The following is a 15696-nucleotide window of genomic DNA, read 5'->3' on the forward strand; positions in this document are numbered from 1 at the left end:
GCGTGGCCGGGTGACCAGCTCCCCGTACCTCGCCCGGCCGATCGTCTCGACCCAGTGGCTCGCCGACCACCTCGGCCGCGAGAACCTCGTCGTGATCGACGCGAGCGTGCTGTTCGTCCCCGGCTTCGACGGCCGCTACCGCTACCTCAGCGGCGAGGACCAGTACCTGGTCGAGGGCCACGTGCCCGGCGCCGTCTTCGCCGACCTGATCGAGCAGCTCTCCGACGCCGAGGCGGCGCACCCGTTCTCGCGCCTCGACCCGGAGCGCTTCGCCGCCGCGGTCGGCGCACTCGGCATCGACGACGACGCGGTCGTGGTCGTCTACGACTCCGCCGTGGGGCAGTGGGCCTCGCGGCTGTGGTGGCTGCTGCGCGCGGCCGGCCACGACGCCGTCGCGGTGCTCGACGGCGGCCTGACCGCCTGGCGCCGGGAGGGGCGCGCCGTCGAGACCGGGCACGTCGCTCCCGTCGCCGGCCCCGGCATCGCCGTCCGCGAGGAGCGCCCGCTCTGGATCGACAAGACCGGGGTCGAGCGGATCGTCCGCGGCGAGTCGCCCGGCGCCCTCGTCTGCGCGGTCCCACCGAAGGAGTTCACCGGCGAGGCCGGGCAGCGCCCGCGCCGCGGGCACCTCCCCGGCTCGATCAGCGTCCCGGCCGCGCGCCTCGTCGACCGGGAGACGAACACGCTCCTGCCGCCGGACCGGCTGCGGGCGCTCTTCGGCGAGGCGCTCCGGGCCGAGCGGATCGTCCTCTACTGCGGCGGCGGCATCGCGGCGACCGCGGACGCGCTCGCCCTCGCCGTGCTCGGCGTCGACACCGCGGTCGTCTACGACGGCTCGCTCAACGAGTGGGCCGCCGATCCCGACGCCCCGCTCGTCGTCACGGCCGCCTGACAGGCTCCTCCTCGCGGCCGGGCAGCTCCTCCGGCAGTCGCGTCGTCGGCAGCGCGCAGACGAACGCCTCGCAGGAGTAGGCCGTCGGCAGGCCGTCGCGCGACGTCCGGCCCTCGAAGAGCTCGAAGCCGGCGCCGGCCCACTCGGCCGCCGCCTCGTCGGTCACGACCGCGAGCACGCCCAGCCCGGTCTCCCGGGCGCCGGTCTGCAGTTCGGCACGCGCGCCGTCGTCGGGCACGACGACGACCAGCTGCGTGACCGGTCGCGCGAGGCGCTCCGCCAGGGCGAGCACCCCGCCGAACCCCATCGGCTGCCCGAGCGCGCCCGGTGCGATGCCCGCGACCACGGCCTCCGCCGCGTCCCGGTAGCGCCGCTCCCCCGTCAGCAGGTACAGCCCGTGGGCCGCCTCGGCCGCCGCGGAGAGTCCCGAGGGGTAGGCGCCCTCGGAGGGATCCGCCGCCAGCAGCAGCCCGCGCGCGGTGAGCGCCGGATCGCCGCCGCCGGGCAGCGCGAACGGCGGCCAGACCGGCGCCGCGTCCAGAGCGCCGTCGATCAGTGACCGCGCGACGACCGCGTAGCGGGGCGACCCCTCGGCGAGCGCCAGCTGCAGCAGTCCGCCGGCGAGCATGCCGAGATCCTCGAGCGCCGGACGCGCGGCGGAGACGGAGTCGCCCAGCGACGCGCGGACACTCACCCGGCCATCAGGCAGGTGCCGCTCGATCAGCAGCTCCGCGGCGTCCCGCGCCGCCGCGATCCAGTCCTCCCGGCCCAGCGCCCGCCCGGCCCGCGCGAGCGCTCCGATCGCCAGTCCGTTCCAGCCGGTGACGACCTTCTCGTCGAGTGCGGGCGGGGTCAGATCCGTGCGGTCCTCGGCGAGGTAGTAGCCGCCCTCCGAGCGCTGCCCGTCGATGACGCTCTCGGAGTCCTGCGCGCTGGCGAAGCCGCCGCTCGGCCGGCGCAGCGTCGCGAGCAGGAAGGACGCGACGCCCTGCGCCACCCCGGCGAGCGCCTCCCGGTCGGTGCCGTCGCGCCCGAGCAGCAGCGCCGCGACGTCGAGCAGCTGGGCGTTGTCGTAGAGCATCCGCTCGTAGTGCGGATCGCTCCAGTCCTCGCGCGTCGCGTAGCGGAAGAAGCCGCCGTCGCGATCGTGCAGCGGCGAGCCCGCCAGCGTCAGCAGCGTCCGCTCGGCCAGCCCCGCCCCGTCGTCCCGCGTCGCCAGGAACCCGAGCACCGGCGCCACCGGGAACTTCGGCGCGCCGCCGAACCCGCCGTGCACCCGGTCCTCCTCGGCAGCGAGCGCCCCGACGGCCTGACCGAGGGCGGCGTCGTCCGGCAGCGCGCCGCCCTGCGGCACCACCGCCGTCGCCTCCCGCAGCGCCGTGCTCAGCGACCCCGCCGTCGCCTGCACCTCGTCGCGCCGCAGCCGCCACGCCTCCGCCACCGCATCGAGCACGTCCGAGAACGCCGGCACCCCGCCGACCGCCCGCGGCGGGAAGTAGGTCCCCGCGTAGAAGGTCTCGCCGGTGGGAGTCGTGAACACCGTCAGCGGCCAGCCCAGATTCCGCGTGAACGCGCTCGCCGCCGTGAGATAGGCGGTGTCGACGTCCGGATGCTCCTCCCGGTCCACCTTGATCGCCACGAACTGCTCGTTCAGCCGCGCCGCCAGCACCGGATCCGAGAACGACTCCCGCGCCATCACGTGGCACCAGTGACAGGTCGCGTACCCGATCGACACCAGAACCGGCACGTCCCGGCGCACCGCCTCGGCGAACGCCTCCTCCCCCCACGGGAACCAGTCGACAGGGTTGTCGGCGTGCGAGCGGAGGTACGGACTGACACTGCTGCGAAGTCTCTCGGCCATGCCCTCCACGCTAGACGCGCCGCCCCGCCCGCGAGGCCGTTCCTGCTGATCGAGCAGCCCGCGCAGCGGGCGTATCGAGCGGACGGGGCGCCTTCGGCGCCAGCGCAGGGCGGGGAAGAGACCGACGTTCATGCGGTGGTGGGTCTCGATACGCCCCTGCGGGGCTACTCGACCAGCATGCTGCGGGCGTCTCTTCCAAGTAGATCCACCACCGCCGGAAGCCGAGTCTGCAGACCCGACCTGCTGACGACCGCGGGTCTCGATACGCCCCTCCGGGGCTACTCGACCAGCATGAGGCGCGGGCATCTCTCCCGGCAGAACGACCAGCGCCGGAGAGCGCTGCCCATGCTGATCGAGTAGCTCGCGCAGCGGGCGTATCGAGATCCACCACCGGCAGAAGATGAGTCTGCAGACCCGGCCTGCCGACGACCGTGGGTCTCGATACGCCCCTGCGGGGCTACTCGACCAGCATGAGCGTGCGCGGTTTCGGCGTGGAGAATCTCACCCGGAGGGGTGGACGCGGTGCCTCGTCGCGGCTCCTGGCTCGGGTCTGGCGGGCGCGCCGCAGGCGCGCGGGAAGGAGCCGCGACGAGGCACCGCGTTCACCCACCCGTCAGCACAGCGGACGTCAGCGCTCGAAGAACCACCCCGTCGGCCGCTGCGGCCCCGACGAGGTCCCGCCCCCGCTCGCCCGCCGCCCGAACACCAGGTACGCGATGCTCCCCGCGAACGGCAGGATCACGATCAGCGCCACCCAGCCGACCTTCGCCACCGTCGACAGCCGCCGGTTCGCCAGCACGCCCCGGATCGCGAGGATCAGCAGGACGATGTTGAGGATCACGAGGAGGGACTGCGTGTTCACACTCGGCTCTCTGCTCGGTCCGCGCGGCGCGGGCAGCCACCCGCGGGATTCCGCCGGGAGACCTGGGCATCATGTCACGGCGCCGTAGGATGGAGGGCTCATGTCAGACGTCCTCAGCATCCGGTATCCTCCCGAACTCCCCGTCTCGGCGCGCAGGGACGACATCGCCGCCGCCATCCGCGACCACCAGGTCGTCATCGTCGCCGGCGCCACCGGCTCCGGCAAGACGACGCAGCTGCCCAAGATCTGCCTCGAGCTGGGCCGCGAGAGCATTGCGCACACCCAGCCCCGCCGCATCGCCGCCCGCACCATCGCCGAGCGCATCGCCGAGGAGCTGGACGACGAGGTCGGCGGGATCGTCGGCTACCAGGTCCGCTTCACCGACAAGGCGAGCGCGTCGACCCGGATCAAGCTGATGACCGACGGCATCCTGCTCAACGAGATGAACCACGACCGGATGCTCAGCCGGTACGACACGATCATCATCGACGAGGCGCACGAGCGCAGCCTCAACATCGACTTCCTGCTCGGCTACCTGCATCGCCTGCTCCCCCGCCGCCCGGACCTCAAGCTGATCATCACCTCCGCCACGATCGATCCGCAGAGCTTCGCCGAGCACTTCCGGGACGCCGCCGGCGAGCCCGCGCCGATCATCGAGGTCTCCGGCCGCACCTACCCCGTCGAGATCCGCTATCGCCCGCTCGTCGCCGAGGAGCCCGAGGAGGAGGACGACACCGACGTCCCCGACGCCACGAGCGGCAGCCGCGATCTGATGACCGGCATCGCCGACGCGCTGGCCGAGCTGGCCCGCGAGGACCAGGGCGACGTCCTCGTCTTCCTCTCCGGCGAGAACGAGATCCGCGACGCCGAGGACGCGATCCGCGGGCGGAACCTCCCCGGCACCGAGGTCCTCCCCCTCTACGGCCGACTGTCGGCCGCCGACCAGCACCGCGTCTTCGAGCGCGGGCGCACCCCGGGCGTCCGCCGGCGCGTGGTGCTCGCGACCAACGTCGCCGAGACCAGCCTCACCGTGCCCGGCATCCGCTACGTCATCGACGGCGGCACCGCCCGCATCTCGCGCTACAGCGCCCGCTCGAAGGTGCAGCGCCTGCCGATCGAGGCGATCTCGCAGGCATCGGCGAACCAGCGCTCCGGCCGCTCCGGCCGCACCAGTGCGGGCATCGCGATCCGGCTCTACTCGGAGGAGGACTTCGAGCGCCGCCCCGAGTTCACCGACCCGGAGATCCTGCGCACCGGCCTCGCCGCCGTCATCCTGCAGATGATCTCGCTCGGCCTCGGCGACATCGCCGGCTTCCCGTTCCTCACCCCGCCCGACTCCCGCGGCATCAAGGACGGTCTCGACCTCCTCACCGAGCTCGGCGCGATCCGCGGCGACGCCGCCGCCCCCGCCGACTCCCCTCCGCGAGATGCCACTTCGGTACGCGACACGCCGGAGAAGGCGAGCACAAGTGGCATCTCGCGGGCGGCGGGGGCCGGCAAGGCGCCGCAGCTCACGCGGATCGGGCGGGATCTCGCGCGGCTGCCGATCGATCCGCGGTTCGGGCGGATGGTGATCGAGTCGCGCAAGCACGACGTCAGCCGCGAGGTGATGGCGATCGTCGCCGGGCTGACGATCCAGGACGTCCGGGAGCGCCCGCTCGAGCGTCGCGCGCAGGCCGACCAGCAGCACGCCCGCTTCGTCGACCCCACCAGCGACTTCCTCACCCTGCTCAACCTCTGGAACTACGTGGAGGAGAAGCAGGCCGAGCTCTCCTCCAGCGCCTTCCGCCGGCTCTGCAAGGCCGAGTACCTCAACTACCTCCGCGTGCGCGAATGGCAGGACGTCTTCCGCCAGCTCCGCCAGCTGGCCCGCCCGCTCAAGCTCGAGCTGGGCGAGCCGAAGGTCGACCCCGACGGGATCCACCGAAGCCTGCTCGCCGGGCTGCTCTCGCACCTGGGCATCAAGGACACCACCTCGCAGCAGGCCCAGCGCGCGGCGAAGAACCGCGAGCGCCAGAGCGTCCAGTACGTCGGCGCCCGCAATGCGAAGTTCTCGATCTTCCCCGGCAGCGCACTGGCGAAGAAGCAGCCCGACGCCCTGATGAGCGCCGAGCTGGTCGAGACCAGCAAGCTGTTCGCCCGCTCCAACGCCGCGATCGATCCGGCCTGGGCCGAGGCGATCGCCGGCGACCTGGTGAAGCGGCAGTTCAGCGAGCCGCACTGGGAGAAGGCGCAGGGCGCGGCCGTCGCCTACGAGAAGGTCACGCTCTACGGCGTGCCGATCATCGCGCGCCGCCGCGTGCAGTTCTCCCGGATCGACGCCGGCTACGCCCGCGAGCTCTTCATCCGGCACGCCCTCGTCGAGGGCGAGTGGGACGCCCGGCACGCCTTCGACCGCAAGAACCGGGCCCTGCGCGCCGAGCTCGAGCGCCTCGAGGAGCGCACCCGCCGCCGCGACCTGCTCGTCGACGACGAGGCCGTCTTCGACTTCTACGACCGCCGGGTGCCGCGCGACATCACCTCGGTCCGCTCCTTCGACTCCTGGTGGCGCACGGCCCAGCACGACGAGCCCGACCTGCTGACCATGACGCAGGAGACCCTCCTGCCCGAGGACGCGGAGCAGATCGACGAGACCGCCTTCCCGACCCAGTGGCGCCAGGCCGACCAGCGCTTCCGGCTCTCCTACCGGTTCGAGCCGGGCACGGAGGAGGACGGCGTCACCGTGCACGTGCCGCTCGCGCTGCTGCCGCGCGTCACGCCGCTCGGCTTCGACTGGCTGGTCCCGGGGCTCCGCGCCGAGCTCGTCACCGCGATGATCAAGGCGCTGCCGAAGCACCTGCGCCGGAACGTCGTGCCCGCGAACGACTGGGCGCGCAAGCTCACCGCCGCGCTCCCCCAGGACGTGCCGAACCCGCCGACCGAGTCGTTCGCCGCGACCCTCGCCGGCGCGATCCGCCGCGAGGCCGGCGTCGTGATCGACGCCTCCGACTTCGACCTCGAGCGCATCCCCGCGCACCTCCGCGTCACCTTCGCGATCGCCGACGAGCGCGGCCGCACCGTCGCCGCCGGCAAGGAGCTCGCGCCGCTGGCCGAGCGCCTGCGCGGCCGGGTCCGCGACGAGGTCGCCCGGGTCGTCGAGGCGCGCGTGCCCGACGCTCTCGAGCGCCGCGGCATCAGGACCTGGGACATGGCGGAGCTGCCCCGCGTCACCGACACCCGGCAGGGCGGCAACACGATCCGCGCCTACCCGGCGCTGATCGACGACGGCGACTCCGTCTCGATCCGCCTGCTCGCGACCGCGGAGGACCAGGCCCGCGAGCACCCGCGCGGCGTCCGCCGCCTGCTGCTGCTCGCGACGCCCAGCCCGGTCGCCTACGTGCAGCAGTACCTGACGGCGAACGAGAAGCTCGTGCTCGCGCAGAGCCCGTACCAGAACACGACCGCGCTGTTCGGCGACTGCCTGCTCGCCTGCGTCGACGCGGTGCTCTGGCGGATGAAGCCGGACGGGATGCTCTTCCTCCGCGCCGAGTTCGACGCGGTGCGCGACCGGGTCTCGGCCAACGTGATGGACTCGATGTTCGAGACCGTGAAGACGGTCACCACCGTCCTGACCACGGCGCGCGGGGTCGAGAAGGCGCTCAAGGCCTCCACGAGCATGGCGCTGCTCCCCGCGCTGACCGACGCCCGCGAGCAGCTGACCGGGCTCGTGCACCCCGGCTTCGTCTCCGCGACCGGCCTCGAGCGGCTCCGGCACCTGCCGCGCTACCTCGCCGGCATCACCGAGCGCTTCGGCAAGATCGGCGAGAACGTCGGCCGCGACCGGGTCTGGCTGAACGAGGTGCAGGCCGCGCAGGAGCTCTACCACTCCGCGGGCGGCACGATCCCGCTGCCGCCGCACGCGCCCGAGCGGCTGGTGCGCGCCCGCTGGCTGATCGAGGAGCTGCGCATCAGCTTCTTCGCGCAGAGCCTGGGCACCGTGGAGAGCGTGTCGCTGCAGCGGATCAGGAAGGTCCTCGCGGGCTGACCGGAGTCGCCGCCGGCCGGTTCGGCACACGACGCCGGCGGGCCTCCGCGGGCCGCTAGTGTCGTCCGGTGGGCAGCTACACCGAACTCCTGAGAACCCCCGGCGTGGGTCGCATCATCGCGGCCCAGCTCACCGCGCGCTTCCCGTTCGGGATGCTCTCGCTCGCGTTCCTGCTGCACGTGGAGCGCGTGCACGACTCCTACGCCGCGGCCGGCCTCGTGCTCGGCTCGATGTCGATCGGCCAGGCGATCGCCGGTCCGCTGACCAGCCGCCTGATGGGCCGGCTCGGGATGCGGCGCGTGCTCACCGCGACCCTGATCGTCTGCGCGGCCGCGATCATCGCGATGGCGCTGCTGCCGCTGGAGATCTGGCAGTTCGTCGTCATCGGCTTCGTCGCGGGCCTCAGCATGCCGCCCGTGCAGCCGGCCGTCCGCACGATATACCCGAAGATGGTGCCCAGCTCGCAGCTGACCCCGCTGTTCTCGCTCGACGCCTCGGCGCAGGAGATCATCTGGGTGCTCGGCCCGGTGCTGACGACGTTCGTCTCGATCCAGATCTCGACCGTCGCGGGCATCCTCACCGCCGCGTTCTTCCTGATCGGCGGCGGGATCTGGTTCATCGCCTCGCCCGAGGTCGGCCGGGTGCGCATCCCGCGGTCGCGCCGGAAGCTCGGCGTCGTGCTGACCAAGCCCCCGGTGCTGCTCGCCACGGTGGTCGGCTTCCTGCTGGTCGGCGCCTGCGCCGCGGTCGAGGCGGGCGTCGTGGCGGTCTTCGGCGAGGGCGGAGTGGAGTCGGGCATCGTCCTGGCGGTCTTCGCGGCCGGCTCGCTCCTCGGCGGCCTCACCCTCGGCCACATCCCGATCAGCCGCTGGGCCACCGCGCGGCGGATGCTGATCGTCACGGTCGGCATGGGCCTCGCCGCCTTCTCGACCGACTTCTGGTGGCTCTCGATCACGCTCTTCCTGGCCGGGGTCGGCATCGCGCCGGCCCTCGCCGCCCTCTTCACGATCACCGCGGCGAGCGTGAAGTTCTCCGACACCGCGGAGGCCTACGGCTGGGTCGGCACGGGGCAGCTGATCGGCGCGGCGCTCGGCTCGGCCATCGCCGGCGTGCAGATCGACCAGTCGGGGCCGACCGCCGCGATCGCGGTCGCCGCGGTGTTCGCCTTCGTCGGCTTCGTCGTCCCGGCACTCGGCCGCCGCTACCACCCGGACCTGCGCGGGCGCGACGCGAGCCCGCTGCCCGACACCGAGCCGGTGGAGCTGCCGACCTGAGTCGACGCCCTCGACGTCGCGACTGCGGAGGCGCCTCCCACTCGGCTCCGACCCCGCTCTCTTGAGGCTCCCAGGCGCGCCCCCCTAGGGTGGGGCTCGCCGAGGAGACGGAGGGGCCGCCGATGGGACTGCGCGACGACGCGGAGGAACTCGTCCGCCAGCACCAGCGCGAGGCGGAGGAGGCGCACGTCCTCGACCCCTGGGCCGATCCCGAGACACCCGAGTGGGCCGGCGAGCTCGCCGCGGCGCTCTGGCAGGGCTCGTTCCGCCCCAGCCCCGTGTACTACCGCGCGGAGGACCCCTCGCACGCGTGGCGCGGGCCGCACCCGATCCGGGTGCACCACCTCGGCTTCGGCTGGCAGATCACCGCGCGGCGGCTGCGCTCCGGTGCGATAGTGCCGAGCACCGTCGTGCTGCTGGAGACGGGCACGCTCTGGCTCGGTCTCGGACCCGCCCGTCGGCCGGGCCGCGGACTCCGTGGCCTCGGCGAGCAGGGGATGGTCGAGGGGCTGCAGCCCGGACACGACGACTACTTCGCCGTCCGCCGCTTCGTGCACTCGAGCCAGGCCGCGCGCGACGACCGCCGCCTCCTCTTCGGCGTCGCCGGCCTCGCCGCGCTGATCGAGGACACCGTCCGCGTGGGCCCGCACGGCGAGCTGCACTGGCACCTCTGACGCCGGGCCCCTCTGACCCTCTCCGCGAGATGCCACTTGTGACCGGCTTTCTCGGCGTGTCGTGCTCACAAGTGGCATCTCGCGGGAGAGGGAAGAATGGGGGGATGAGCGTTCCACTGGTTCCCCTCAACGACGGGCGGGCGATCCCGCAGATCGGGCTCGGCGTCTACAAGATCGGCGACGACGAGGCGGCCCGCACGGTCGCCACGGCGCTCGAGGCCGGCTACCGGCACGTCGACACGGCGACGCTGTACGGCAACGAGCGCGGCGTCGGCGAGGGGATCCGCGCGAGCGGCCTCCCGCGCGAGCAGGTCTTCGTCACCACCAAGGTCTGGAACGACGACCACGGCTTCGACGAGACGCTCGAGGCCTTCGACCGCAGCCTCGACCTGCTCGGCACCGACTACGTCGACCTCTACCTCGTGCACTGGCCGATCCCCTCCCGCGACCGCTACGTCGACACCTACCGCGCGCTGGAGCGGATCCGCCAGGAGGGCCGCGCCCGCTCGATCGGCGTGTCGAACTTCGCGATCGAGCACCTCGAGCGGCTGCTCGGCGAGACCGAGGTCGTGCCCGCGATCAACCAGGTCGAGCTGCACCCGCGGCTCCCCCAGGACGAGCTGCGCGCCTTCGACGCCGCGCACGGCATCGTGACCCAGGCCTGGTCGCCGCTGGCCCGCGGCCGCCTGCTCGAGGAGCCCGCGCTCGCGTCGATCGCCGCGAAGCACGGCGTCTCGCCCGCGCAGGTCGTGCTGCGCTGGCACGTGCAGCTCGGGGTCGTCGTGATCCCGAAGTCGGTGACGCCCGCGCGGATCCGCGAGAACCTCGACGTGCTCGGCTTCGCCCTCGACGAGGAGGATCTGGCAGGAATCCGCGCACTCGCGACCGGCGAGCGCACCGGACGCGACCCGAGCCTGGACTGACGCGCCCTAGCCTGGCGGCATGACGACGCGAGCCCCGGAGACGAGAACCGCCCTCCTCCTGCACGGCCTCGGCGGCGCCTCCGGCACCTGGTGGCGGGTCGCCGAGGCGCTCACCGCCGCCGGCTGGAGCGTGACCGCGCCGGATCTGCGCGGGCACGGCGCCGGTGCCCGCGGCGGGTCGTCCCGGCACGACGACTACGCCGACGACGTGCTCGCCCTGCGCGCTCCCCGCGCCTGGGATCTGGTGGTCGGCCACTCCCTCGGCGGGGCCGTGGCGGTGCGGGCGGCGGCACGCGACACGGGATGGGCCGCCCGGCTGGTGCTGCTCGATCCGGTGCTGCAGCTGCCGTCCGAGTCGCGGGCGGAGGTCCGCGCGGAGGAGCTCGCCGCCCTCGCCGTCACCGCGGACGAGCTCGCGGCCGCCGAGCCGCTCTGGAACGAGCGCGACCGGTCGGAGAAGCTCCGGGCCGCGCACGCCGCCGATCCGGCCGCCGTCGCCGCGACCCTCGACGACAACGATCCATGGGACCTGCTCGCCGACGTCCCGGCCCTGCGCGCCCCCGCGCTCGTGCTCGCAGGCGACCCGCAGGTGTTCACGTTCTTCCCGCCGTCCCTCGCCGCGCGGGTGCTCCGGGCGAACCCGCGCGTGCGCTACGCGGTGGTCGCGGGAGCCGGGCACAGCCCGCAGCGCGACCGGCCTGCCGAGACGATCGCGATGCTCCGCGAGTGGGCCGAGAGCGATGCGACGGCCTGAGCAGCGCTCCGGCCGCGGACGGCGCTTCATGTTTCCGCCGGGTGACAAGTGACCAGAAGGGGTGTCATTCGCGCCCGACCTGTGAATACGCTCGCAGAGGGCACCGTCGCTTCTCAGCACAGCGAGAGCGACGGAGGCCGTCGGTCCGACGGCCGCCGCCCTCGACGAAAGGGACCACCTGTGGCTACCCCCACTGAAGACACCTCCGGCGCACGACGTCGGCGTCCACTCCTCGGCTCGGCCGCGATGATCGGCGCCGGCGCGCTGGTCGCCGGCTTCGCCTTCGCTCCCGCGGCCAATGCCGCCGAGCCCGCCGACTTCGCCGACACGGTGACGGTCGACGGCATCATGACCCACCTCGAGGCCTTCCAGGCGATCGCGGACGCCAACGACGGCAACCGCGCGATCGGCACCGAGGGCTACGAGCTCAGCGGGCAGTACGTCGAGAAGGTCCTCGCGGCCGCCGGCTACGAGACCGAGCGCCAGGTCTTCACGACCACCACCCAGACGATCGACGAGTTCTCGCTGACCACGACCCCCGCGGTCGAGGGCATCCCGATGTCGTTCACCCCCTCCACTCCCGAGGGCGGCGTCACGGGCCAGCTGATCCAGCCGGTCGACCCGCTGGGCTGCGACGCCGACGCCTGGGCCGGTCTCGACGCGACCGGGAAGGTCGCCCTGGTCAGCCGCGGCACCTGCAGCTTCTCGGAGAAGTCGGCCGCGGCCGGCGCTGCCGGAGCCTCGGCCGTGATCGTCTACAACAACGTCCCGGGCGAAGCGCTCAACGGCACTCTCGGCGCTCCCGACGACAGCTACATCCCCTCCGTCGGCGTCACGCTCGAGGAGGGCCAGTCGCTGATCGCGGCGCTGCCCACGACGGCGACGCTCGTCCTCGAGCAGACGACGACCGACACCGACACCTTCAACGTCATCGCCGAGACCGCGGGCGGCGACCACGACAACGTGGTCATGCTCGGCGCGCACCTCGACGGCGTGCCCGAGGGCCCCGGCATCAACGACAACGGCTCGGGATCGGCGACGCTCCTCGAGACCGCCGTGCAGCTCGCCGAGGCGGGCGAGACGACCAACGCCGTGCGCTTCGCCTGGTGGGGCGCCGAGGAGGTCGGGCTCGTCGGCTCGTACACCTACGTCGACTCGCTCTCGGAGGAGGAGGCCGGCGACATCGCGACCTACCTGAACTTCGACATGGTCGCCTCGCCGAACTACGTCGTCTCGGTCTACGACGCGAACGAGTCCACCTACGAGGCCCCGGTCGAGGTGCCCGCGGGCTCCATCGCCACCGAGAAGGCGTTCACGGACTACTTCGACTCGATCGACCAGCCGTGGATCGACACCGCGTTCGACGGCCGCAGCGACTACGACGGCTTCATCTCGGCCGGCATCCCGGCCTCGGGTCTGTTCACCGGTGCGGACGACATCAAGACCGAGGAGGAGTTCGCGCTCTTCGGCGGCACCGTCGGCATCCCGCACGACCCGAACTACCACTCGGCCGGCGACGACCTGGCGAACATCAACCAGGAGGCGCTCGGCATCACCTCGAAGGCGATCGCGTTCGTGACCGCCTCGTTCGCCGAGGACACCTCCGCGATCGACGCCGAGAAGGACCCGACCACGCCGGAGCCGGAGCCCACCACCCCGCCGTTCGTGCTCCCCACCAAGGAGCAGGTCCTCGGACTGATCGCCGCCGGCCTCTCGCCGCGCGAGATCGCGGCCGAGCTCGGCATCACCGAGGCGATCGCGCGCCCCTACGTCCAGCAGATCATCGACCGGTTCGGCATCACCGACCGGGCGAGTGCTGAGCGCCTGGTCCGCGAGTACCTCGCCGACCGCGGCCTGCTCGCGGGCGTCTAGCCGCCGCACCACCTGAGGCGTCCCGCTCCGGTCGACGCGTCCCGCTCCTGCAGGACGCCTCGACGGGGGCGGGACGCCTCACGCGTGCGCGGCCGGCAGCGATGAGAAGGACGCGGACGCGGCCCGCTTCATGCCGGTCGAGCAGCCGCGTGGGCGACCCATGCTGGTCGAGCAGCCGCCTGGGCGACCCCTGCTGGTCGAGTAGCCCCGCAGGGGCGTATCGAGACCCGCCGTCACCAGCAGGGCGGGTCTGTCGACTCGACTTCTGACGGTGGTGGATCTCGATACGCCCGCTCCGCGGGCTACTCGATCAGCATGCATCGGGACCGCCGGCCACTCCCATGCTGGTCGAGTAGCCCGAAGGGCGTATCGAGACCAGGCTCCGGCGGACGGTGGATCTCGATACGCCCGCTGCGCGGGCTACTCGATCAGCATGCATCGGGACCGCGAGCCACCTCCCTGCCGGTCGAGTAGCCGCCCGGGCGGCCCATGCTGGTCGAGCAGCCGCCTGGGCGACCCATGCTGGTCGAGTAGCCCCGCAGGGGCGTATCGAGACCCACGATCATCCGCAGGGCAGGTCTGCGGACCCCGCGTTCCGACGCGGGTGGATCTCGATACGCCCGCTCCGCGGGCTACTCGATCAGCATGGTCCTACCGGTCCGCTTCCGGGCGGTCAGGCGCGCGTCAGGGGCGGCGGGCGCGGGCGAAGGCCTCCTCGACGTCCTCGTCGGGGTCGGCGAGGAGGCGGAGGGTCGCCAGCGCGTGGAAGCGGCGCGGGTCCTCCTCCGACCGGGCGGCGGCCTCGAGGACGGGGGCCGCGACGTCGCCGAGCATCAGCAGCGCGCGGGTGAGGGCGCGCTGGTCCGGACGGTCGCCCTCGCCGAGGTGCTCAGCGAGCTGCCGGGCCAACCCGGGCCGCTCGGGCTCCGGGGCGAGCCGCGCGGCCGTGCGCCAGGCCGCGTGCGCGACCGCGGAATGCTCGTCGTGCAGCAGCGCGGGCGTGATCGCCGGGAACGCGCGCGGATCGCCGACTTTCGACAGCGTGTGCAGCGCCTGGCTGCGGGCCTGCGGTGTCTCGGACTCGAGCTCGGGCAGCAGCAGGTCGACGGTGACGGCCGGATCGTGCCGGGTGAGGGCCCAGGTCAGCATCTCGCGGACGCCGAAGTCGGGCTCGACGGCGCAGCGGGCGACCAGCACCGCGGCGTACTCGTCGGCGGGCCGGGTGCCGGCGGTCATCGCCGCCTGCAGCCGGGACGACGCGTCGGGGGCGGTCAGGGCGGCGCGGAGCCTGTCGGCGGGCCGGTTCTCGTCAGTCATCGCCGACCATTCGACACCCGTCGCCCGGGAGGACGTCGAGTGCCGCCCCGCCCCTCCCTCCCCGCGAGATGCCACTTGTGACGTGATTCCTCGGCGTGTCGCGCTCATAAGTGGCATCTCGCGGGAGGGGCAGGGCTTCCCGCCGCGGCGGCGCACGGTGTTCACTGGGGCCATGCGAGCCATCTGGAAGGGCGCGATCACCTTCGGCCTGGTCAACGTGCCGGTGAAGATCTACAGCGCGACCGAGGACCACGACGTCCCCCTGCACCAGGTGCACGACAAGGACGGCGGCCGGATCCGGTACGCCCGCAAGTGCGAGATCTGCGGCGAGGTCGTCACCTTCGACCACATCGACAAGGCCTACGACGACGGCGAGCGCACCGTCGTCCTGACCAAGGACGAGCTGAAGGCGCTGCCGGAGGAGCGCGACCGCGAGATCGACGTGGTGCAGTTCGTGCCGAGCGAGCAGGTCGACCCGATCATGTTCGACCGCGCCTACATCCTCGAGCCGGACTCCTCCTCCCCCAAGGCCTACGTCCTGCTGCGCCGCACCCTCGAGGAGACGGACCGCACCGCGATCGTCGAGTTCGCGCTCCGGCAGAAGACCCGGCTGGCGGCGCTCCGGGTGCGCGGCAAGCTGCTGATGCTGCAGACGCTGCTCTGGGCGGACGAGGTGCGCGAGGTCGAGTTCCCGTCGCTCGAGGGGACCACCCGGATCGCGGCCCGCGAGCTGGAGATGTCCTCGCACCTGGTCGACTCCTACTCGGAGGACTTCGACGCGTCGAAGTTCCAGGACTCGTACCAGGCCGAGCTGCGCACCCTCATCGACGCGAAGATCGAGCAGGGCGACGCCCTCGACACCTCGGCCACCTTCGGCGAGAAGCCCGAGGAGGAGGGCGGCGGCGAGGTGCTCGACCTGATGGAGGCGCTGAAGCGCTCGGTCGAGCGCAGCCGCGGGGCGAAGGCGGGGGCGTCAGCGGACGCCGAGGAGAAGGCGCCGGCGAAGAAGCGGGCGACGCGGAAGAAGGCGGACGAGGACGCCTCGGCCGACGAGGACTCGGCGCCCAAGAAGACCGCCGCCAGGAAGGCGCCGGCGAAGAAGAGCGCGGCGAAGACCGACGACGACGAGAAGGCCGCTCCCGAGAAGGCTGCGCCCAAGAAGATCGCTCCGAAGAAGAAGCCCGCCGCGAAGAAGGCGACGTCGGCGACGTCCGAGGCGGACGAGGAGAAGGCGGCGTCCTGA

11 protein-coding genes are annotated in these 15696 nt (G+C 72.8%); 8 read left to right on the top strand and 3 right to left on the bottom strand.

The window, feature by feature from the left end; all coding sequences use genetic code 11:
- The first annotated feature begins 10 nt into the window (after positions 1-10).
- On the top strand, positions 11-892 hold the full coding sequence (locus tag HQQ86_RS22005; RefSeq protein ID WP_173287798.1) for a rhodanese-like domain-containing protein: 882 nt from the start codon (positions 11-13) through the stop codon (positions 890-892).
- On the opposite strand, the gene HQQ86_RS09015 is transcribed toward HQQ86_RS22005, so the two are convergent.
- Together HQQ86_RS09015 and HQQ86_RS21730 are read right to left on the bottom strand one after the other, a co-directional pair.
- The gene (locus HQQ86_RS09015) at positions 879-2753 is read right to left on the bottom strand and encodes a thioredoxin domain-containing protein (protein ID WP_173287799.1); all 1875 of its coding nucleotides are present in this window, start codon (positions 2751-2753) and stop codon (positions 879-881) included. The two genes, HQQ86_RS22005 and HQQ86_RS09015, sit on opposite strands and share 14 nt — an antisense overlap.
- 628 nt (positions 2754-3381) lie before the next feature.
- A complete protein-coding gene (locus HQQ86_RS21730) occupies positions 3382-3615 on the bottom strand; it encodes a PLD nuclease N-terminal domain-containing protein (protein WP_173287800.1) in 234 nt (77 codons plus the stop codon).
- A gap of 100 nt (positions 3616-3715) precedes the next feature.
- Here HQQ86_RS21730 and hrpA point away from each other — a divergent pair, with 100 nt between their 5' ends.
- From hrpA to HQQ86_RS09050, 6 genes are all read left to right on the top strand, one after another.
- The gene (gene hrpA / locus HQQ86_RS09025; RefSeq protein ID WP_173287801.1) at positions 3716-7639 is read left to right on the top strand and encodes an ATP-dependent RNA helicase HrpA; all 3924 of its coding nucleotides are present in this window, start codon (positions 3716-3718) and stop codon (positions 7637-7639) included.
- Positions 7640-7707: 68 nt separating this feature from the next.
- Positions 7708-8913 carry an MFS transporter gene (locus HQQ86_RS09030; RefSeq protein WP_173287802.1) on the top strand — a complete coding sequence of 402 codons (1206 nt, stop codon included), beginning with the start codon at positions 7708-7710 and terminating at the stop codon, positions 8911-8913.
- Positions 8914-9035: 122 nt separating this feature from the next.
- Positions 9036-9587 carry a hypothetical protein gene (locus HQQ86_RS09035; RefSeq protein WP_160090471.1) on the top strand — a complete coding sequence of 184 codons (552 nt, stop codon included), beginning with the start codon at positions 9036-9038 and terminating at the stop codon, positions 9585-9587.
- A gap of 104 nt (positions 9588-9691) precedes the next feature.
- Positions 9692-10510, top strand: a complete 819-nt coding sequence (locus HQQ86_RS09040) for an aldo/keto reductase (protein ID WP_173287803.1) — start codon at positions 9692-9694, stop codon at positions 10508-10510.
- Positions 10511-10529: 19 nt separating this feature from the next.
- A complete protein-coding gene (locus HQQ86_RS09045) occupies positions 10530-11264 on the top strand; it encodes an alpha/beta fold hydrolase (protein ID WP_173287804.1) in 735 nt (244 codons plus the stop codon).
- A gap of 180 nt (positions 11265-11444) precedes the next feature.
- Positions 11445-13136, top strand: coding sequence for a M28 family peptidase (locus HQQ86_RS09050; protein WP_367948603.1), 1692 nt, complete (start codon positions 11445-11447; stop codon positions 13134-13136).
- 684 nt (positions 13137-13820) lie between these two features.
- Here the strand turns inward: HQQ86_RS09050 and HQQ86_RS09055 are convergent.
- Complete coding sequence (locus HQQ86_RS09055) at positions 13821-14453, bottom strand: HEAT repeat domain-containing protein (RefSeq protein ID WP_173287805.1); 633 nt, start codon at positions 14451-14453, stop codon at positions 13821-13823.
- A gap of 172 nt (positions 14454-14625) precedes the next feature.
- On the opposite strand from HQQ86_RS09055, the gene HQQ86_RS09060 reads away from it, so the two are divergent.
- Positions 14626-15696, top strand: a complete 1071-nt coding sequence (locus HQQ86_RS09060; RefSeq protein WP_173287806.1) for a Ku protein — start codon at positions 14626-14628, stop codon at positions 15694-15696.

The sequence above is a fragment of the Rathayibacter sp. VKM Ac-2857 genome (assembly GCF_013205025.1).
Taxonomy (GTDB): Bacteria; Actinomycetota; Actinomycetes; order Actinomycetales; family Microbacteriaceae; genus Rathayibacter.

Excerpts from the sequence above, each read along its gene's own strand:
- HQQ86_RS09015 (WP_173287799.1), bottom strand. The coding sequence starts at position 2,753 with ATGGCCGAGAGACTTCGCAGCAGTGTCAGTCCGTACCTCCGCTCGCAC.
- hrpA (WP_173287801.1), top strand. The coding sequence starts at position 3,716 with ATGTCAGACGTCCTCAGCATCCGGTATCCTCCCGAACTCCCCGTCTCG.
- HQQ86_RS09035 (WP_160090471.1), top strand. The coding sequence starts at position 9,036 with ATGGGACTGCGCGACGACGCGGAGGAACTCGTCCGCCAGCACCAGCGC.
- HQQ86_RS09040 (WP_173287803.1), top strand. The coding sequence starts at position 9,692 with ATGAGCGTTCCACTGGTTCCCCTCAACGACGGGCGGGCGATCCCGCAG.
- HQQ86_RS09045 (WP_173287804.1), top strand. The coding sequence starts at position 10,530 with ATGACGACGCGAGCCCCGGAGACGAGAACCGCCCTCCTCCTGCACGGC.
- HQQ86_RS09055 (WP_173287805.1), bottom strand. The coding sequence starts at position 14,453 with ATGACTGACGAGAACCGGCCCGCCGACAGGCTCCGCGCCGCCCTGACC.
- HQQ86_RS09060 (WP_173287806.1), top strand. The coding sequence starts at position 14,626 with ATGCGAGCCATCTGGAAGGGCGCGATCACCTTCGGCCTGGTCAACGTG.